The sequence below is a fragment of the Archangium gephyra genome (assembly GCF_049060025.1).
In the GTDB taxonomy this organism is placed as follows: Bacteria; Myxococcota; Myxococcia; order Myxococcales; family Myxococcaceae; genus Archangium; species Archangium gephyra_A.
In genome coordinates, this window is sequence record NZ_JBMEQQ010000002.1 from 3150983 (window position 1) to 3169907 (window position 18925).

The 18925-nt window shown below is 69.9% G+C and carries 17 protein-coding genes; 6 read left to right on the forward strand and 11 right to left on the reverse strand.

Going from position 1 to position 18925, the window contains the following annotated elements; genetic code table 11:
* Nucleotides 1-64 precede the first annotated feature (64 nt).
* Nucleotides 65-1306, forward strand: a complete 1242-nt coding sequence (locus ACN28I_RS13425) for a zinc-dependent alcohol dehydrogenase (protein WP_420942434.1) — start codon at nucleotides 65-67, stop codon at nucleotides 1304-1306.
* Nucleotides 1303-2376, forward strand: a complete 1074-nt coding sequence (locus ACN28I_RS13430) for a hypothetical protein (RefSeq protein ID WP_420942435.1) — start codon at nucleotides 1303-1305, stop codon at nucleotides 2374-2376. Before ACN28I_RS13425 ends, ACN28I_RS13430 begins: the two co-directional genes overlap by 4 nt.
* Before the next feature lie 167 nt (nucleotides 2377-2543).
* Here ACN28I_RS13430 and ACN28I_RS13435 read toward each other — a convergent pair whose 3' ends face one another.
* The 10 genes from ACN28I_RS13435 to ACN28I_RS13480 form a co-directional block, all read right to left on the reverse strand.
* On the reverse strand, nucleotides 2544-2939 hold the full coding sequence (locus ACN28I_RS13435; protein WP_420942436.1) for a GFA family protein: 396 nt from the start codon (nucleotides 2937-2939) through the stop codon (nucleotides 2544-2546).
* Nucleotides 2936-5614 carry a PQQ-dependent sugar dehydrogenase gene (locus tag ACN28I_RS13440; RefSeq protein WP_420942437.1) on the reverse strand — a complete coding sequence of 893 codons (2679 nt, stop codon included), beginning with the start codon at nucleotides 5612-5614 and terminating at the stop codon, nucleotides 2936-2938. Before ACN28I_RS13440 ends, ACN28I_RS13435 begins: the two co-directional genes overlap by 4 nt.
* Before the next feature lie 131 nt (nucleotides 5615-5745).
* Complete coding sequence (gene rnk / locus ACN28I_RS13445; protein ID WP_420942438.1) at nucleotides 5746-6153, reverse strand: nucleoside diphosphate kinase regulator; 408 nt, start codon at nucleotides 6151-6153, stop codon at nucleotides 5746-5748.
* Between the two features lie 61 nt (nucleotides 6154-6214).
* Entirely contained in the window at nucleotides 6215-6685 is a 471-nt protein-coding gene (locus tag ACN28I_RS13450; protein WP_420942439.1) for a CBS domain-containing protein, read from the reverse strand.
* 359 nt (nucleotides 6686-7044) lie between these two features.
* Nucleotides 7045-7569 carry a DUF421 domain-containing protein gene (locus ACN28I_RS13455; RefSeq protein ID WP_420942440.1) on the reverse strand — a complete coding sequence of 175 codons (525 nt, stop codon included), beginning with the start codon at nucleotides 7567-7569 and terminating at the stop codon, nucleotides 7045-7047.
* A 146-nt stretch (nucleotides 7570-7715) separates the two neighbouring features.
* The gene (locus ACN28I_RS13460) at nucleotides 7716-8093 is read right to left on the reverse strand and encodes a hypothetical protein (protein WP_420942441.1); all 378 of its coding nucleotides are present in this window, start codon (nucleotides 8091-8093) and stop codon (nucleotides 7716-7718) included.
* A 181-nt stretch (nucleotides 8094-8274) separates the two neighbouring features.
* Nucleotides 8275-9438, reverse strand: a complete 1164-nt coding sequence (locus tag ACN28I_RS13465; RefSeq protein ID WP_420942442.1) for a matrixin family metalloprotease — start codon at nucleotides 9436-9438, stop codon at nucleotides 8275-8277.
* Nucleotides 9439-9693: 255 nt separating this feature from the next.
* Nucleotides 9694-10029: a hypothetical protein gene (locus tag ACN28I_RS13470; protein ID WP_420942443.1), complete on the reverse strand. Its 336-nt coding sequence runs from the start codon at nucleotides 10027-10029 to the stop codon at nucleotides 9694-9696.
* 65 nt (nucleotides 10030-10094) lie between these two features.
* Nucleotides 10095-10721: a hypothetical protein gene (locus ACN28I_RS13475; protein WP_420942444.1), complete on the reverse strand. Its 627-nt coding sequence runs from the start codon at nucleotides 10719-10721 to the stop codon at nucleotides 10095-10097.
* Entirely contained in the window at nucleotides 10718-13609 is a 2892-nt protein-coding gene (locus ACN28I_RS13480; RefSeq protein ID WP_420942445.1) for an Hsp70 family protein, read from the reverse strand. Before ACN28I_RS13480 ends, ACN28I_RS13475 begins: the two co-directional genes overlap by 4 nt.
* Nucleotides 13610-13938: 329 nt before the next feature.
* On the opposite strand from ACN28I_RS13480, the gene ACN28I_RS13485 reads away from it, so the two are divergent.
* The 4 genes from ACN28I_RS13485 to ACN28I_RS13500 are packed head-to-tail and all read left to right on the forward strand — an operon-like array spanning nucleotide 13939 to nucleotide 17521.
* Nucleotides 13939-15306 (forward strand): hypothetical protein, encoded by a 1368-nt coding sequence (locus ACN28I_RS13485; RefSeq protein ID WP_420942446.1) that lies wholly within the window; start codon nucleotides 13939-13941, stop codon nucleotides 15304-15306.
* Nucleotides 15296-15952, forward strand: coding sequence for a hypothetical protein (locus ACN28I_RS13490; protein ID WP_420942447.1), 657 nt, complete (start codon nucleotides 15296-15298; stop codon nucleotides 15950-15952). Before ACN28I_RS13485 ends, ACN28I_RS13490 begins: the two co-directional genes overlap by 11 nt.
* Nucleotides 15953-15963: 11 nt before the next feature.
* A complete protein-coding gene (locus ACN28I_RS13495) occupies nucleotides 15964-17289 on the forward strand; it encodes a hypothetical protein (RefSeq protein WP_420942448.1) in 1326 nt (441 codons plus the stop codon).
* Nucleotides 17267-17521: a hypothetical protein gene (locus tag ACN28I_RS13500; RefSeq protein WP_420942449.1), complete on the forward strand. Its 255-nt coding sequence runs from the start codon at nucleotides 17267-17269 to the stop codon at nucleotides 17519-17521. The genes ACN28I_RS13495 and ACN28I_RS13500 overlap by 23 nt, the downstream gene beginning before the upstream one ends.
* A gap of 16 nt (nucleotides 17522-17537) precedes the next feature.
* Here ACN28I_RS13500 and ACN28I_RS13505 read toward each other — a convergent pair whose 3' ends face one another.
* Entirely contained in the window at nucleotides 17538-18884 is a 1347-nt protein-coding gene (locus ACN28I_RS13505) for a M14 family metallopeptidase (protein WP_420942450.1), read from the reverse strand.
* Nucleotides 18885-18925: the final 41 nt, after the last annotated feature.

Consider the following 18925-nt stretch of genomic DNA (forward strand, 5'->3'; position numbering starts at 1 on the left):
CTCCTCTCGCGGGGCTAGACTTCGCGCCCCCGCCGTCAGCCCGCCTGCCCAGGGAGCTTGCCCCGTGAAGGGACTCGTTTTCGAACTCTCCATCCCCCGGTACGTCCTCGCCAAGGGGGTCGGAGGGATGTACCCGAAGCTGCACTATGGGCGCGGGAGTTGCCTCTCCCTGCGTGACCTGGCCTCCCCCACCCTGCCCGGGCCGGAGTGGGTGCGGCTGCGGCCCCTGCTGGCGGGGCTGTGCGGCTCGGACATGGGGACCATCTTCTTCAAGATGAGCCCCCAGATGGAGCCCTTCAACAGCTTTCCGGCGGTGCTGGGCCACGAGGTGCTCGCCGAGGTGACGGAGCTGGGGCCCCAGGCGCGGGGCGTGGAGGTGGGCCAGAAGGTGGTGGTGAATCCGCTGCTGCCCTGCCGCCTGCGGGGCATCCAACCGCCGTGCAAGCCGTGTGCGGCCGGCCAGGAGAACGGCTGCGAGCACACGGCCGAGGGCTGCCTGGCCGCGGGGCAGATGCTGGGCTTCCAGAAGGACCTGCCCGGGGGCATGGGGACGGAGATGGTGGCGCACCCCTCGCAGCTCCACCCGCTGCCGGAGGGGGTGGGAGACAAGGCGGGGGTGCTGGCGGAGCCGCTGGCGGTGAGCCTGCACGCGGTGCTGAAGGTGCCGCTGAAGGACGAGGACCGGGTGCTGGTGATTGGCGGGGGGCCGGTGGCCTTCGCGTGCCTGTGGGCCCTCCGGGCGGTGGGCTCGCGCTGCCACGTGACGCTGCTGGCGGCCGAGGACTACCAACTGAAGTTGGCGAAGCAATTGGGGGCGGACGAGGCCTTCCGGGTGATGCGGGACGACACCGCCGAGGCCGAGGAGGTGGCGCGGCGCACGGGGGCGAAGGTGTACCGCCCCATCATCGGCCCGCCGGCGCTCATGGGCGGCTACGAGGTGACGTTCGACTGCATCGGCAGCGCGGCCTCGGTGCAGGACTCGCTGCGGTACACGCGCTCGCTGGGAAAGGTGGTGCTGGTGGGGGCGGCGGGGATTCTCGAGCGTGTGGACTGGACGACGGTGTGGCGCAACGAGCTGACGCTGCTCGGCTCCTACGTGTACGGGCCGGAGAGCTTCCGGGGCGTTCGCCAGCACACCTTCGATCTGGTGCTGGAACTGCTCGCCCGCCGGGAAGGCCCGGACCCGAGCATGCTGGTGACACATACCTTTCCGCTCGCGCGTTACCAGGAGGCCATCGAGGCCAACCTGGCCCGCGCCCGCTACCAGTCGGTGAAGACCGTTTTCGAGCTCACGGTGAATCCATGACCACGTCCTTCCGTCCCCTCCCCTTCCTCAACGAGGCCCGTGCCGAGCCGGTGTCCGGAGTGCGCCTGCAGAAGCTCCGCCGGGCGGCACTGGAGGCCCGCGAGGCCTTCACGGCCGGTGGCCCGGTGGCGGCGGTGGCCACGTGCGACCTGGTCACCTTCCCCTTCCCATCGCTGTTCGCCTTCAGCGGGGCGGCGCTGTCTCCGGCGCCCTACGTGATGATGACGAACCGGATGCAGGTGGTGCAGTACCTGGAGGACGGGGTGACGCGCACCCTGCTCTTCAACCCGAGCGACTACGAGCGCGGCCAGGCGGCGCCCTTCTTCAAGTCGCTGAAGGAGAAGTACGGGGACTTCGTCTCGGACAAGGTGATGACGCGGCGGCACGGCACGGTGCAGAGCCACCTGACGGCACTGGGGTTGAAGCCCGAGGACGTGGACTACCTCGCGTTCGATCACCTGCACGTGCAGGACGTGCGGCGGTGGCTGGGCGGGGATGGAGAGCCGGCGTATTTCCCGAGGGCGAAGCTGCTGGTGCAGCGGGCCGAGTGGGAGTCGGTGAAGAACCTGCACCCGCTGGAGAAGGTCTGGTACGTGCCGGGCGGGACGGACGGAGTGCCGGAGGAGCGCGTGGTCCTGCTGGACGGAGACACGTGGCTGGGCCGGGGCGCGGCCATCCTGTCGACGCCGGGGCACACGATGGGGAACATGTCGCTGGCGGTGGCCACGGACAAGGAGGTGTTCGTGGTGAGCGAGAACGGCGTGGCCTCGGAGTGCTACACGCCGCTGCAGTCGAGGATTCCGGGGGTGCGCGCCTTCGCCGAGCAGATGGGCTGGGAGGTGGTGCTCAACGGCAACACGCGTGAAAGCTCCCTGGAGCAATACTCGTCGATGGTCGTGGAGAAGCTGTTCGCGGGCCCGTCGCGAGTGGAGGGGGCCTTCGTGAACTTCCACCCGTCATCGCTGCTGACGGGCTCGCTGGTGGCACCGGGCCTGTCACCGACGATCACCCTGCCCGCGCCGAACCACGGGGACATCCGCCCGACGGCCGCCGCCCGCCGCGCGGCCTGAGTCCCTCACCATCCGAGGCACTCTTCTCCCGTCCGCGTCACAACCCCTCGCCCTCCGGGAGAGGGACGGGGTGAGGGTGCCACGAGTCCCAGGTTCGAATCCTGGAGGGTCCACGAAGATTCGTGAAAGACCCCGGGGAACTGGACGCGCTCCGGGGTCTCGTCGCTTCAGCGGGTGAATTCCTCTCTCCGAATGAGCCCATCGTCGGGCACTTCGTAATAGTCACCCTTACTGCCCAGGTAGATGTGCGCCTTCGGCGTCAGACCGGTCGGGGCGTCGAATGTCCCCGCGCAGATCGACATCTTCTGCGCGCCCTCCTCGTCCCAGAACAAGCTCGACCCGCACTCACCACAGAAGCCCCTCCGCACCGTGGCAGACGCCGCGTACCACTTCAGCCCACGCTGTTCGGTCAATTCGAACCCGGGCCGGTCGACGGCGGTGTAGGCGCCGACGTGCCCGTGCCATCGACGGCACTTCGAGCAGTGGCAGAACGTCACCGGCGTGAGCTCGAGGGTGATGCCGTACCGCACTGCGCCACATGCACATCCGCCGGTCTTCATCATGGCGCCCGCCTCCGCCGGAGCGCCAGCGCGCCCAGCGCCAGCCAGGCGAGCGGAGCCACCGGCGCCGCACCGCAGCCGCAGCCCCCCACCTCGACCTCGGGCGAAGGCTCGCCCGGCAGCGTGCAACTCCCGTCACCCACGCACACCTTCACCTCGGCCTGGCCCCGCATCCCCGCGGTGTCCACCACGACGAAGCGCACCAGGTGCCCACCTGGAGCCAGCCCCGTGGTGTCCCAGCGGTTGGGTTCGCCGCCAAAGTGGAAGGGGTTGTCCGTGCGCGTGTCCGTGAAGCGCAGCTCGCCGTCCACGTAGAACTCGGCGTGTGTGCAGCCCACGTCGTCCACGCAGTCACCAAAGAACTCCGCCATGCCGCCGGACACGCGCTCTCCCTCCACGGGCCTCGTGAGGATGGCGCGCGGCGCCTCATCCGCCTTCACGGTGATGGTCAAGGACTGCTCCGTGTCCGGAGCCACGCCGTTGCTCACCCGCACCGTCACCTCCACGGCCCCCGCCGTCGTGGGCGTCCAGGAAATGAGGCCGGAGCTCATGTCGATGGTCATCCCTTCCGGCACCGTGCCCACCAGCGAGTACACCGGCTCCGGCCGGGCCATCACCTGCACGTCATAGCGGTAGGGCCTGCCCACCACGGCGGTGGTGACAGGCGTGGAGGTGATGATGAGAGCCAGCGACTCGTCATCCAGCTCGAGCGCCTCCACCGAGCGCGCATCCAGGCCCGGCGCGGCCACGGTAATGGTGGAGACCCCCCCCAGGTTGTCCGGGTCCGGGTCGGCCCGCAGCGTGACGGTCTTCGGGAGATTCCAGTTGGAGGGAGTGAACGCGAGCGTCGCCCCGCCCTGCACGGTGATGTCGCCGTCGCCCTGCGTGCGCGCCACGTTGACGGTGACATTCCCGGAGGGCCGCTTGGACAGCGACACGTCGAAGGTCGCGGTGCTGTTCTCCGGAATGACCACCTGCGTGGAGGACAGCACCAGCCGGGGGGCGTTGTTGTCGATGGTGGTGACCACCACCGCCTCGTCCGCCAGGCCCGCGGACGTCACCGTGAAGGTAGCGGTGTCCGCGTCCACGTCCGCGTCCTCCGCCGCCGCGATCGTCACCACCCGGGGCACGATCCAGTCCTCCGGGGAGAACGTGAGCGTGGCGTCGCTGGCGATGCTCAGCTCCTCGGAGCCGCCCAGGGCCCGCGTCACCTGCACCGTGACGGGTGCGGTGGGCGCCTCGGCCAGCCGCACGGTGAAGACCGTGCGTCCGCCCTCCACCACGCGCAGGTGGAGTCCGGACACGACCAGCTTCTGCCCGGGCTCCGACGGGGTGATGCGGCGCAGGGTGCCCGTGGTGAACCCCAGCGTGTACAGCGCGCCGTCAGGCCCCACGGCCATGTCGACTTGCGAGGAGAAGCCGGTGCCCCACCCGGCCACCGTCTCCACCGAGTTGTCCGTGGCCAGCGTGGCACGGGTCACCTGGCCGGAGTTGAAGTCCCCGAAGAAGTAGTTGCCGCGGAACTCGGGCGGGAAGAGCGTGGCGTCGTAGAAGGTGCCGCCGGTGATGGAGCCTCCCAGGGCCTTCGTCGTCGCGGTGCCCCCGCCGCTGCGCGTATCGGGAAGCCCCGGCTGGGCCACGGTGAAGGTGGCGGCGTTGGGGTCGTTGGGAACGCTGGTGACGAAGTGCTCGCCGTTGAAGCTCGCGTCCCTCACACCTCCGAGGGTGAGCCGCTCGCCCTTGCGGAAGCCATGCCGCCCGCTGGTGTTGAAGGTGGTGACGCCGCCGCTGCGCACCGCCCCGTCCACCGTGAGGAGGTTGCGCGTATCGGTGCCGTTGGTGAGGTACTTGATGACGGGCGGGAGGTAGCCCGCGGGCTGGTTGTTCTCGTAGTCGTCGTAGCCGGCATGGTCGCGCTTGCTCACGACGAAGACCTGCTCGTAGCCGGTGCCCACGCTGTTGATCCACAGCTTCCCGGTGGCCGGCTGGAACGTGAGGGTGAACGGGTTGCGAAAGCCTCTCGCCCAGATGTACTCGTTGTTGGGGCCCACGCCGTCGTTGAACGGGTTGTCGCTGGGGGGCGTGCCGTCCAGGTTGGCGCGGCCCACCTTGGACGCGAGCGACGTCAGATCCGCGTCCACGCCGGTGCTGTTGCCCAGGTCGCCAATGGCCCAGTAGAGCATCCCGTCCGGACCGAAGCCGATTCCTCCACCGTTATGGTTGTTGCCCCTGGTGGGCAGCCGGGTGATGACCTCCGTGCGCGCGGTGCCCATCCCGTTGGCGTCGGTGTAGCGGACGATGCGCTGCTCGGAGGCGGAGACGGTGACGAAGAGGTAGACGTAGCGGTTGACCACGTAGTTCGGATCGAACGCGATGCCGATGACGCCACACTCGCTGTTGGTGTGGACCTGGGGCTCCGTCGCGAACAGGCGCGTCACCAGCGTGCTGGACCCTGGCTGCGTCTCCAGGACGCCGTCCTTCATCGTCACCACCTGCACCCGACCGTTCTTGAGGGTGATGAACAGGCGGCCCGAGCCATCCGGCGCCCAGGCCATGCCCGTGGCGGGAGTCAGCGAGGTGGAGGAGTAGCTCGTCTCGGAGAAGCCGGCGGGCACCGAGGCCCACGCAGGTGAGCACAACAGCAGCACGAACAAGGAGAACAGGAGGGGGGCACGCATGACTCGGGACGCTAACGCACATGGAGTGCGGCATCGGTCCCTCATCTGCACGCCGCGGCATCAGGCCGCACCCAGGCCCGCTTTTTCCAGCACGGCCGCAGAGGATCTACCTCCCGCCTCCCGTCGAGTCCTCATGCGGCAGGCTGTTCGAGGGCCCAGGGCTGCTCGAGCACCGCGACGATGCGCAGCCGCCGGTGGCCACCAGGGACCTCCCATTCGATGCGCTGCCCCTCGGAGAGTCCGATCAGCGCGCTGCCGATGGGCGCGAGGACGGAAATGCAGCCCGCCTCGGCGCGCGCCTCCTGCGGGTAGCAGAGCTTGATCTGGCGGCGCGTGCCCGTCTCCTCCTCCTCGAAGACCACGGTGCTGTTCATCGCCACGACGCCGGGTGGCACCTGCTCCACCACCTCCGCGCGGGCGAGCTCCTGGTCGAGACGCTCGATGAGGAGCACGTCCCGCCCATTCGCCTGGTGCTCGAGGAGGCGCTGGAGGCTGTCGAAGTCCGAACGGCTGATGAGGATTCGCGGGTTCCGGGTCATGGTTCGTCCTCTCTTCGTAGGTCTTGCTTCTGGAAGAAGTGGTGGAGGCGTCAGGGGTGGTTCAACCGGCCACGGAGCCGGTCCACGAGGGGGGATCACTGGCCGGGAACGAGCCCTCGGACGAGAGCTCCACGGCATGCAGACGTTTCCAGCGGCGCCGCTCCGCGCGCGCGAGCTCCAGGGTCGTGACGACGCCCGACACCTGCCCGTCCTCGTCGAGGACAACGGCACGGCGGACGCCGGCGCGCACCATGCGCGGGGTGAGTTGCGTGAGGTGCTCGTCCTCACGTGCGAGGACGAAGCGGCTGCTGGCCAGGTCACCAATGCCATGGATGGGGTACCCCTGGGCCGCGGCCTCCGCGCCCAGGATGAGCCGGCGCATCGTCACCAGTCCGTGGACCCGCTCCGCGTCCGCGATGACGAGGAGACCTTGGCCCGAGCGGGACATTCGCGCCGCGGCCTCGCGCAGCGTGGTCCGGGGGGCGAGCACGGCAATGCCGTTGAGCATGATCTCTTGAACGAACGTGGACATGGGAATCTCCTATGGAATGGTGTGGAAGCGTGGCGCGGACCGCGCACGCGGGACTGGGGTCATCAGGCGGGGTCCGGCTGCCAGCAGCTCCCGGCTAGCGGGAAGCGACAGCCAGGGCCCCAAGCCAGGCGGCTGCCCTGTGCATCACGGAGCGAGGCGCACGCGGACCCCGCCCGTCCAAGCGAATGCTGAACGGGCTGAGGGGTGGACACGTGCGCACGTCGAAGCTCCTGTGAGGAGGGAGCCGGCGGCTCCCAGGGAATGGGGTAGTCCCACTTCCCCTCTTCTTACAACCGCTGAAGGCAGTGGGTTGTTCCCAACCCCGGCTGCTGGCGCGCCCGGAGGCCACGGCCTGAGCGTCAGACCACCGCGGGCGGCTTCGTTGGCTGGTCGGGCTCCGCCCGATCCGCGCGGAGGATGCTGACCATCCCGCTCGGCTCGAGGTAGGCGCGGGCGACGTCCTTCACGTCCGTGATCCCGTGCATCCGCAGCTCCACCATCAGCTCGTCACGGCTCATGAACTCACGACGCAGCGCGCGCTGGTTGATCTGCCCGTCACGGATCAGCGGCACGGGCCGGGACTTGAGCAACGGCGCAAGAGCCGGCCAACGGTAGGCCACCGCGTCAATCGCCACGCTCCAGGCGAAGATGGTCGCGATCAGCAACAGGCCATCGAGCAGCCCCTTCGACTCCCCCACGAGGCCGGGTGCGGCGGCCTCTGCCACGAGCACGACGACGAGCAGGTCGGTGAGCGAGTGCACACCGGCCTCCCGCTTCCCGGCCACGCGCGAGATGGCGTAGATCGCCAGGAACATCACCGTGCCGCGCAGGAGGGTCTCTCCTACCGGCACGCTGAAACGGAAGAACTCTGCCCAGGCCGCCATGTCTCACTCCCCGCTCTCGACGAGTGCGCCAGACGGATGTAGAGGCCCTTCCGGCTGCTGTGAAGCGGCCCCCGAATCAGGCACGTGGCCCTGTCTCGCTTTCAACAACGGACACGCTCACCTCGTCGCCGCGGGAATCTCAGCGCTCACGTTGCCGCGGGCACCGGGGAGCGCAGCTCCCGCCGCAGCTCACGAGCCCGCTCCTGTTGCCCCGTGGTCTCCAGCGCCTTCTCGTTCGAGGCGCGAGACCAGGCACGGGCGTGCACGAGGTGCGCTCTCCCCTCCTCCAGCAGGTGCTCGTCCACCGCGAGCAGCCCCAGCACGGCGTGGCAGTGCGCGACGTGGCCCCGCCAGCCCAACCGCTGGCACTGCTCCAGGTTGCGCCTCGTCGCCTCGCGCGCGGGCTCGCGGCGGCCCAGGGCGAGCTCATGCTCCGCCTGCCAGAGCGCGCGGCGGGCCGCTCCCGCTCCGGCGCGTGGATGCGCTCGGGGGCAACGTCCAGGAGCGACTGGAAGTGGTCGCACAGGAAGGGATGCGTGGAACGGAATGCCCCTCCCCGAGCGGACGGTGCTCCATGGGTGCAAGTACGTGCTGCGCACCGATGTGATGTTCCGGCACTGAGGACGGCGGGCCCCCAAACGTGCGCGCGCCTCCGCGGCGAGGAGCCGGGAGGCGCGCTGGGTTCAGCTTGTCTTCAGACCGCGCTCAGTACGGATAGCGCTCCGACACCGCCTGCATGTCGCAGGTCGTGATCTTGGCTCCACACGCGGTGGGGTTGGAATACATGATCGAGTTGCAGTCCCGGTGGTGGTTGAGGCCGAGGACGTGCCCGATCTCGTGGGTCGCGACCGTCTTCCCGTAGTGCGCGCCCGAGTAGTAGTAGGTGTTCAACTGGATCTTGGCGTTCGCGATGCAGCTAGCGCTGGCGGCGTTGTAGGTCGCGTACCCGTACCAGCCATTGGCGCCGTAGTTGGCCTCGTACACCATGACGTCGGACGTGCCGCTGCCGCGCCAGTGGAGGTACAGGCTGTTGTTGTAGTTGTTGTACATCCACTCGTTCATGCCGTCGCCGACGGGCCACTTCGTGCTGGAGTAGTCCGTGAAGGTGATGTTCGTGGGCTTGCGGCACCACTTGTGGGCGAAGAACGGAACCCCGCACCAGCTCTGGGCGGACGGCCCCTGCGAGGGGCTCTCATCCAACATGGCCAGCTTGGGCAGGTCGGGGCCCATGTACTGGACGGCCTTCGCGCGGGACGCGGCCCGCTCGAGCAGCGCGCTGACCGGCTTGCCGGCGTATCCCTCGGTCGCGGCGGCGTGACGCTCCGCGCCCGCGGCCTGGATGAGGCCGTCCTTCACCTGGAACTGGCCCAGCGGGCCGCCGGCCACGGAGTAGAGGCCCTCCACGGAGCGCTTGGCCAGGGGCGCGGTGCCCCCCTGCGGGACGAGGAAGAAGACCGCCTGCGAGCCCACCACCGGCAGCGCGCTGTCCTGCGGCGCCATCGTGCATCCGTCGGCGAGCAGACCGCCGGGGAACATGATCTCCACGGTGGAGCCCTGCGCCACCGTGCCGCCCGAGGCGGTCTTGAGCTCCTGCGAGGAGCGCGCGATGTCGCCGATCCGCACGGTCGCGATGGTCACCGGAAAGTCGGAGTAGATGCCGCTCTCCGGTCCGGTGGGCTGCCCCTCCACCTTGGACTGCGCCCAGGCGCGGATGACGTCGTAGCGCGTGGACTCCACCTGGCCGCTGACGATCAACGCCGAGTGGTCGGTCAGGCCATCCACCGAACCGTCCCGGCGGATCCAGTCCATCTCCATCGTGTGCGCCGTTCCCTCGGCGTGCGCCTGGGCGGGCACCGGCGTCCCGGGCACCCACGCCGTCGCCTGAGTGTCCTCGGCAGCGGCAGGAGGCGCTTCGTTGGAACCGGGCTTGGAGCATCCAGCCAGGCCCAGAAGAGCGAATGGAACGACCCAGGAACGCGTCATTTTCATCGTCATGTACATCTCCGCGGGTGAACGCCGGAATCCAGCGCCAGCGTGGGTTCCCTTAAAGGACGAGAAAACGCGACGCGCGTCCCACTCGAAACCAAAGAAAGTCTTGAGCCTCCTTCCAAACCATTGAAATCACTATGGTTTCAAGCCATCCGGCGTGCCAATGCACGGCGGAACCGCACCGTTGTCGGCGCCGAAGAGCTCCACGAAAGCCCGGCGGTCGTGCGCAGGCAGGATGATCAGCTCCGGATCCCCCGCGTGGAGTTGCACCAACTTCGCCACCTCCGCCTGGGTGCGCGCGGAGTCTTCGTCGGTGAACCGCCGCATCAGCCACGACTTCCCCACGTTGCGCTCGATGGATTCCCTCAGGTTGATGAGGTCCCCCACATGGACGAAGCGCTGGGCCGGTGACACGTTCACGAACGTCGCCACGCTGCCCGGTGTGTGCCCGAAGGTAGGCACCACCACCACGGCAGGCCCTGGCAGGTCCTGGTGGGGTCTTTCGGAGTATGCCAGCGCGTCCCGCCCGCCAGGGTTCAGCGGCCGAGCATCACCCTGCGGCCGTTGGGCGAGAGCTGGGACTCGAGGTCCGCGCCCGTCAGCCGCTCCTGTTGCGCGTACTCGAGCAGGGCCTGGCGCAGCTCGTCGTCACTGAGATAGCCGGCACGCGTGATGCCACCCTCCGCCTCCTGCCAGTACGCACCCGACATGAGGAGCGCCCCCAATCCGAGCTGGAAGACGGTGAGGTCCGTCAGGCGCTCCAGAGCCTTCACCCCAGCCGGGGTGTCGCCATACCGAGGGAGGATCCGCGCGCCCACCGCCCTGTCATGCAGCCCCAGCACATGGTGCGCCACCTCATGGGCCAGCGCGTATGCACAGCGCTCGCTGTGTCCCAGCATCGACATCGGCAGACGGATCTGTGAGAGGTGCACGTAGGCCACGCCCGCCACGTGCTGCGCGAAGGTCGCATCCCACTGGAAGTCGATGTCCAGTGTGTGCGGGATGCGCGCGTGCCGCACCAGCCGCTGGATGCCCTGGCGGAGCCGCGCCTCGTCCGGGCTGGACAGCTCCGCGTAAAGCAGCGCGGTGTCCCGGAAGAACGGGCGGGGCCCGAGCAGGCTCCGCAGAAAGGCAGACTCCGAGAGGATCCAGGCCTGGCTCATCGAACCTCCTTCTCTGGCGTGCCCCGCAGCAGCCGGGCCACCACGGGCCGTAGCTCCGGGGCCACCAGCCATGTCCATACGGCCCACAGCACCCCCGAGAGCCCCAGCTTCCCCTCGGAGCGCACGCGCCCCACCAGATCGTAGAAGCGCGCGGCGTTGGCGCCCACCTTGCCGGTCAGGCTGCGCAGGTAGCCCAGGGGCCCCTCCAGCGCCGCCGCCCTCCCCCGCCCGCGCAACAGCACGTCCAGCGCGAGCCGCTCCAACTCCTGGCTCGCGAAGCCAGCGATGGCCCGCCACAGCGTCACCTGCTCCGGTGTCCGCTCCAACATCGGGCGCAGCAGGGGGACGAGCCCGCCGGGTGCCGCGCTGAAGCGCGCCAACAGCCACCCGAGGAACGCCTCCTGTCCCGGGACGGCGGCACGGGCCACCAGCCGCGCCCAGGCCTCCGTCTCGAGCGCGTCCACCGCGCGCTCCAGCGCCGTCACATCCTCCTCGCGCCAGCGGGCGAGCCGCTCCAGTGTGCCCTCGTCCGCTTCCGGTGCCAGGGCCAGGGCCAGCTCGCAGGCGAGCCGCAGGCGGCGTGGCGCATCGCCGGGAGCGGCCTCGAACCGGCCGGTGGCCAGGCCCAGCACGGCGCGAGTCAGTGGCGTGGCCGCCCGCGAAGCCAGCGCGCCGGGCACCCAGTCCCGCCCCGTCCCCGGGCGCAGGGACGTCCACAGAAGCCAGGCGAAGGGAGACACGAAGCCCTCGGGATAGAGCGCCCGCAGCGGCGAGAGCACGGGAGGCAACGGGCTCGCGGGCCCCGCCAGGCCCAGCGGCGCGTCGTCCTCGCGGGCCCGGTCCGCCCAGTCGAGCAGCAACCCCAATGCACCGCAGGCCACCTCCGGCTCCTCGCTCACCAGCGCCACGCAACTCGCGGTGTAACGGTCCCAGGGCGTCTCCGCTCCCGAGAGCATCTGCCCGAGCTGGGGCGCGGTGAGGGCCGGTGCCGCGAGCACCGCCAGCACCTGCCGGCCACGGCCCACGGGGAGCTCCGGCAGCACCTCGTGGACGGTGGCGCGGAGCGTGCCCGCCTTCCGGGCCGAGGAAAGCTCTGCCCGGGCCTCGGTCAACCACTGACGGTCCGCCCCCTTGGCGGCGGCCAGCAGCGAATCGCTCAGCGAGACGGAATCGGTGGCCAGGGGCATGGAGGGAACGGACCAGTCGCCCTCGACCGAGCCGAGCGCGCGCAACAGCCGGGCCCGGGACCGCAGCCGCTCCCAGTCGCGGGTCTCGCCCTCGGCGAACCTGATTCCAGCCGCAAGGCGATGCGCGGCCAGCTCCGCCACCTCCCGCAGCCGCCGCGCGGTCTCCGCCACGCCCTTGCGCTCCAGGGCGCCGGCCAGCTCCTTCGCCTCGCGCGCCACGGCCTGGAGGCGCTCGTCTCGGGCTTCGCGCGGCTGGGCGGCGCGGCGGGACTCCACCCACTCGCCGATCCGCCTGCCCATCACGGACTTCTGGGTGGGGTTGAGGCGCGCGGGTGACATCACCGTCTCGCGGTGGCCCTGCCCGGCCGCGCGCACCTCGGCGACGATCTCGAACTCCGCGTCCATGTCGAGCGTGACGCCGAAGGGCAGCTCCTCCTCCTTCTTCTCGCCCGGCGCGGGAGCCGGGGCCGCGTCCGGCGGGGGGAGCACCAGGGACACCGTCCCGAGCAACTCGTGCGTCCCCGGCTGCGCGCCGCCCTCCACGACGTGGACTCGCAGTTCCTGGCGCGGCCCCTTCGCCGCGAACTGCCCGGTCTTCCGGCATGGGAGCGAATGCCCCTGTTGGAGCATCCAGCACGGCTTGCCCTCTCCGAGGAGGATGCCCACCGGGCGGGGCAACGCGGAGAGCAGCAGGCCGCCGCGCCGTGCCAGGGCGTGCGCGTGGATGAGGGCTCCCCGGGCGATCTCATCACCCCGGCACTCGTGGAGGTGCGTGCCCGCGAGGTCCGACACGAGCTGGGAGCGGAAGCGCTGGATGCGGCCCGAGCCCCCAATCAGCAGACAATGGGCGAGGGGCCGCGAGCCCGCGCGGCCCCAGGTCTCCCGCACCACCTGGCAGGCCGCGGCCAGGAGCGGCTCGCTGCGCTTGAGGATTTCCTCGCCCCGAAGCTCCACCACCACGGGCTCGCCGCCCTCGTCGCGCCAGAAGCGGAGCTGGCCGTTCTGTCCGGCGAGCGTGGCGATCTTCGCGTTCTCCAGCGCGGCCATGAAGCGGCGCAGGCGCGCGCCCCGCAGGTTCGCGGGGTCCACCTTCGCCGTCTGGGCGGCGTGGTGCAGCACGAGCGCGTCCAGATCGAACCCGCCGAGGGGCGCGCCGCCGATGGCGACCGTCTCCACCAGCGAGGCATCGGTCTCCACCACCGCCACGTCGATGGTGCCACCGCCGAAGTTCACCGTGAGCAGCGCGCGCGCCTCGATGCCGCCCGGCTGCCGGGACCACCAGACGGCCAGGGCCTCGGGCTCGGGGACGATGCGGCGCACCTGGAAGCCGGCCAGCTCGGCGGCCTCGCGCAGCACGGCGCGCTGGCGCATGCCCCACGAGGCGGGCGCGGTGAGCACGGCCGAGAGCGCCTGGCCCGCGGGCGGCGAGGGAAGGCGGGCCCGCAGCTCGCCGAGCACGTGGGCCGCCACCTCCTGGGGGAACCAGCGCCGCTTGCCGCTGTCGCCGAACTGCCGTTTCACCCCGGGCTGCCCCACCCAGGTGGGCGAGTCCTCGGGCGGGACATGCCCCACATGAGGCGGCTTCTTGCCGTCCTCCTCGAACCAGACCACCGAGGGCACGGGCTCGCTGACCCGGACCTCTCCGTCCTCTTCCCAGGCGGCAATCGCCTTGGTGGTTCCGAAGTCGACCCCCACTTCCATGAGGGGCACTCTACGCCCGGCACGTCCTCCGGCGCGAGGGGTCCCCCACCGGCCAGGTGCCGCGCGTCCCCGGCTCGAAAGACTTGTCAATGGACCGGCGAGGTGTCTGGTTTTGCTTCCGGGTCCATCCCGATTGATTTCTCACAAACCAAGGCGCGGCCCGGCTGGCTGCACGAGGTGCGTGTGGGCTTTTGAACGTCACCATGACGAGACTTTCCAGTTCAGGTCTATTCAGGTATCCGTGTTTCTCCTGAGTAATCCCATCACAAGGAGGTCAGGTGCTTCAACGACTCATTCTGGGGGCCGCCCTGTGCTTGTCGGGGGAGGCCTTGGCCAAACCACCCGCGGGCAACGTGTTCTGCGCCACCTATCCCACGGCGCCCGCGTGCACCGGGCAGCAGCCCGCCTGCACCTACTGTCACGTCGCGCCGCCCCAGCGGAACGCCTTCGGCACCGCGCTGGAGGCCCAGCTCGCGCCCGGTGCGACGCGCCCGCTGTCCGACACGGACTTCGCCTTCGCGCTCCCCACCGCGCTGAGGGCCGTCGAGGCGGCGGACGCCGATGGTGACGGCGTGTCCAACCTCGTGGAGCACCAGCGCGGCACCCAGCCGGCGGACGCCAACAGCGTGCCCGTGGAAACGGGTGGCTGCGCGGCGGGTACGGGCACCAACCCCCAGTACGACGTGTGCCGCTATGACACACGCTTCGCCTACCGCCGCGTGCTGCTCGATTTCTGCGGACAATCCCCCACCTATGCACAGCTCAAGGAGTTCACCGCGTTGAACGCCGATGAGCAGCGCTCGCGGCTCGGCGCCGAGCTCGACCGCTGCACCACCAGCGAGTTCTGGCGCGGCAAGAATGGGCAGCTCTGGAAGCTGGCGCACCCGAAGATCCGCCCGGTGGGCTCGCTCAAGGCCGGAGAGGACAAGGGCGCCATTCCCCTCGCCGACTACTATGACGACTACGCCCTCTTCGCCTACTCGCAGCTCGATGACCACGACGCGCGCGAGGTGCTGACGGCGAAGTATTTCGTGCGCCGGGAGACCCACCCCACGCGCTATTCGGTCGTTCCGACGCTGCCGACGCAGTTCGTCGACGAGGCGCACCGCGCGGGCAACATCACCTCCTCGTGGAGCCTCATCTACTTCGTGATGTTCACCGCGCTGCCGCGCAACGCCGCCTCGCAGGCCTACCGCGCGTACCTGGGCATGGACATCGCCAAACAGGAGGGCCTCTACAGCATCCCCGGCGAGCCCCGCGACTACGACGCCAAGGGCGTGACGGCCCCCACCTGTGCCGCGTGCCACGCGACGCTCGATCCGCTGAGCTACCCCTTCCGCAACTACCAGGGCCTCTCCCTCACGGCCCGCAACACCTCGGCACGCTACGTCCCCAACCGCCTCGAGACGCACTTCAGTGACGTCGCGCCGGACATCACCCAGACGCCCGAGGCGGGCTACCTCCTGGGCAAGCCGGTGGCGGACCTCGTGGAATGGGCGCAGGTGGGTGCCAACAGCGATGCCTTCGCCATCGCCACCGTCACCGACTACTGGAAGCTGCTCATCGGCCACGCCCCGACGCCCGAGGAGCACGCCGAGTTCGTCACCACCTGGCAGCGCTTCAAGGGCACGCACCAGTACCGCGTGCAGCGCATGCTTCACGATCTGATCCGCACGGAGGCCTACGGTGCGCCCTGATTCCCTTCGCGTGTTACTCCTGTCCGCGGCCTGCGTTCTCACCGCCTGCCCGTCGCCCACGCCCCCTACCCCTCCCGCTCCCGTCGACCCCGGTCCCCCAGCGGAGGTGACGCGCTCGTCGCGCAACAACCTGCGCTTCAAGGGCCCGGAGCGGCTGGCGCTCGACTTCGCGGCGGCGCTGTCGCTGCCGGCCGAGCAGGTGTGCAACGAGCTGGGCCAGTACCCCTGCACCACCGCCGTGCACACCGTGGCCCTGGGCGGTGTCGAGCCCTATGGCCTTGGCTTCTACGAGCCCCTGCCCTTCACCGGGGTGACCACGCCCATCGCCGTCGACCGCGTGGCGCTGGCGGCTTGCGGCCAGCGCGTCACGCTCGACGTCACCCGCCCCTCGGAGGCCGTCATCTTCGGGGGCATCGGGCTCGACGCCCAGGGGCGCCTGGCGAGCCGGGAGGGCGAGCCGGTGAAGAACGCCATCACCGCGCTCTACCAGCGCGCCCTGCTGCGAGACCCCACGGAGGCCGAGGTGGGCGCGTTGGTGCAACTGGCCACCGACATCGAGTCCACGAGCAGCCCTGCGCCCGGCCGCGACTGGATGAAGGCCGCCTGCTTCGCCGTCCTCTCTTCCGCCGAGTCCGTCTTTTTCTAAAGGGAAACGCCATGTCACTCCGCAACAATGGCCGGCTCTCGCGCCGGGAGATGTTGAAGGCGCTGTCTCTGTGCGCCGCGGGCTCCGCGACCCTGGGGCCCCTGCTGTCGGGCTGCCGTGATGCGCTCACCACCCCGGAGGCCCTCGAGCGGCTCGGGGGCCTGCGCCGCGACCGCCTCGATGGCAAGCCCCGCTTCCTCATCGTGGTGGGCGCCGCCGGGGGCGCCTCCATCGTCGACAGCCTGCTGGCGGTGCGCGCCTCCGAGGCCGGTGCCAACGCCTCGCGGCTCAACACCTTCGCCGACGAGCAGGTGCAAGGCGTGGAAGACTCCCCCTTCCGCGCGGTGAGGGTGAACAGCCCCCGGCTGGGCAACATCCCCCAGGCGGTGAACACGGATCAGCTTCCCTTCGTGAGCAAGCACAAGGACCACATGCTGGTGGCCACCTCGGTGGGCACCTCGGTGAACCACGTCATCGCGCAGAAGCGGAGCATCACCGGCAACGCGGCCTGGCGCGGCCGCACGCTGCAGGAGTGCGTGGCCCTCCAGTACGGCGCGGGCTTCCCCATTCCCAACGTGAACATGGCCATGGGGGGCTACTCCGAGCGCGGCACCGATCACTCGCTGCCCTCGTACTGCTACGGCGAGGTGGTGAGCAACGCCTCGCTCTGGCCGTTGGGCCTCGATGGCAGCAAGGGCATCAAGGGCGCGCCTCCTCGCGACGTGGTGGAGCTGGCCCGGCGCGCGCGCAACACGCTCGATTCCCAGTCGGTCTTCGGACGGACCTTCGAGAACGCGCCCGCGCTCCAGCGGTGGAACGAGCAGCGCATCGTGGGGCAGCCGTCCCTGGAGGCACGGGAGCTGATCAACCGCCTCAACGTGTTGCCCGACCAGCCGCCGACGACGCCGCTCTCCGAGTACGGCCTGTCGAGCTTCTCCGGATGGGGCTCGGCTGCGCGCGCTCTTCCCGGACTACCTGACGGACCCCGTGCAGAGCCAGGCGGCCCTGGCCTTCCTGCTCCTCAAGTACCGGGTGTCGGTGACGGTGACGCTGGGCCCGTCCTTCAACGTGGCGGTGGGGAGCACGCGGGAGCAGTTCATCGCCAGCCCGCCGTTGGCCTTCGACTTCAGCCACACCGAGCACCGCTCGGGCCAGGCCTTCATGTGGTCGCGGGTGATGGGCGTGGTGGACAAGCTCATCGATCTGCTCAAGGCGGAGCCCTTCGACGAGACGAGCGGCGAGAGCATGTGGGACCGCACGTTGATCTACGTGGCGACCGAGTTCGGACGTACGCGCACGCGGCCCAACGACGCCGTGGAGTTCAGCTCCGGGCATGACCTCAACAACGGCTTCCTGATGCTCTCGCCGATGCTCAAGGGCAACACGGTGCTGGGAGGCATGGACCCGCTCACCGGGCTGACCTACGGCTTCGACCCGCGCACCGGAGCGCCAGAACCCGGCAAGATGACGACAAACGAGCCCGACATCTTCTCGGGAATCCTGACCGCCATGGGCGTCGACACCTCGGGGAGCGGGCTCCCCGACGCGAGCGCCTTCGTGCGCACCTGAGCCGGGCGCCTTCGCCTCAGCGATCGAAGCGGATGATGCGCTCGATGCGATAGAAGGAGGCCTTCTTCTCCAGGGGCCTGAGGAGCATCAGCTCGGCGGGCTGTCCGAGCTGAACGGCGTGCTGCTGGGGCTTGTCCAGGTGGAGGGTGTCCCCCTCCCTCAACTCCGGCCTCGGCAGCGGCGCGGCGAACAGCCCGCTTCCGTCCACGGTCTCCAGGGCCCCCAGGACGCGCAGGTCACCCAGCTCGTCCACCTTGCCCACGTGGGCGAGCGCGGGCCCCTGGCCGTTGTCGCGCACCGCGCGGGTGACGGTGACGCCCACGTCCGCGGTGAAGGGCTTGCCATCCGCGCCGAACAGGCCCACGCCCTTGAGCATGAGGTAGACGAGCCCCGAGCTGTCGTTCTCCGGAATGGACTCGTAGCGCGCCACGTCCGCCTTCTCGGCCTTCCCGCTCGCCAGGGCATCCAGCGCGGTGGCGAGCGCGACGAAGTTGAGCTGGACGAGGGACGCATCCGGAGTCCGCGAGGGCCAGGGCCCCGTCTCGATGAGCACGGAGGGAGTGCCCCAGCGCGTCATGTTGTCGCCGAAGGCGCGCACCTCGAAGGAGTCGTCGTAGCGGCCCACCTGTCCGGGGGCGAGCGGCTCCAGGGCATCGCGAATCACCGCGCACACCTTCTTGGCCAGCACCCGCCCCGGGTTGTCACTCCGGGCCTCGTCGAAGGCCGCCGCGAGCAGCGAGATGGAGGCCGGGCGGCCCGTATTGCCCACCGCGTGGCGCCAGCTCTGGTTGTGCAGGTTGAAGCCGATGAAGGGCTGGAGCCTGTCGCGGAGCGCCTTGAGGGTCCGGGCCTCGGGGGTCTGCAGGGCGAGCGCATCCCGGTTGATGTCGATGCCCTGGGCGTTGCGGCGCTGGTGGCGCTCGGCGCCGTCGGGGTTGATGAGTGGCACGGCGTGGAGGGTGAGCTCGGAGAGGATTCGCGCCACCCAGGGCTCCTCGCGGTGCGTCCGGACGTACTCGAGGAAGTCGAGCAGGGCCGTGGTGGCGGTCGGCTCGTCGCCGTGCATCTGGGACCAGAGCAGGACGTGCCGGGGCCCGGTCCCCAGGGAGACATGGTAGAGGGCGCGCCCCTCCACCGAGTGGCCCACCACCTCGAGCTGGAAGAGCTTGGGGGCCTTCTCACGCAAGCCCTTCAGGTGCTTCTCCACGTGGGCGTGGCGCACCAGCGGAGGCAGGGGGAAGTCCTTCGAGTGGACCTGCTCCCAGAGCTTCGTGAGCGCCTGGGGTCCGGGGACCGTGGCGCTGGGCTTGGAAGAGACAGGCGTACTCGCGAGCAGGGCGGAAAGAATCAGGGAGGTCATCATGGCGGGCACCGGCGGACTGTAGCGCAGCCGCCGCTCTTTGA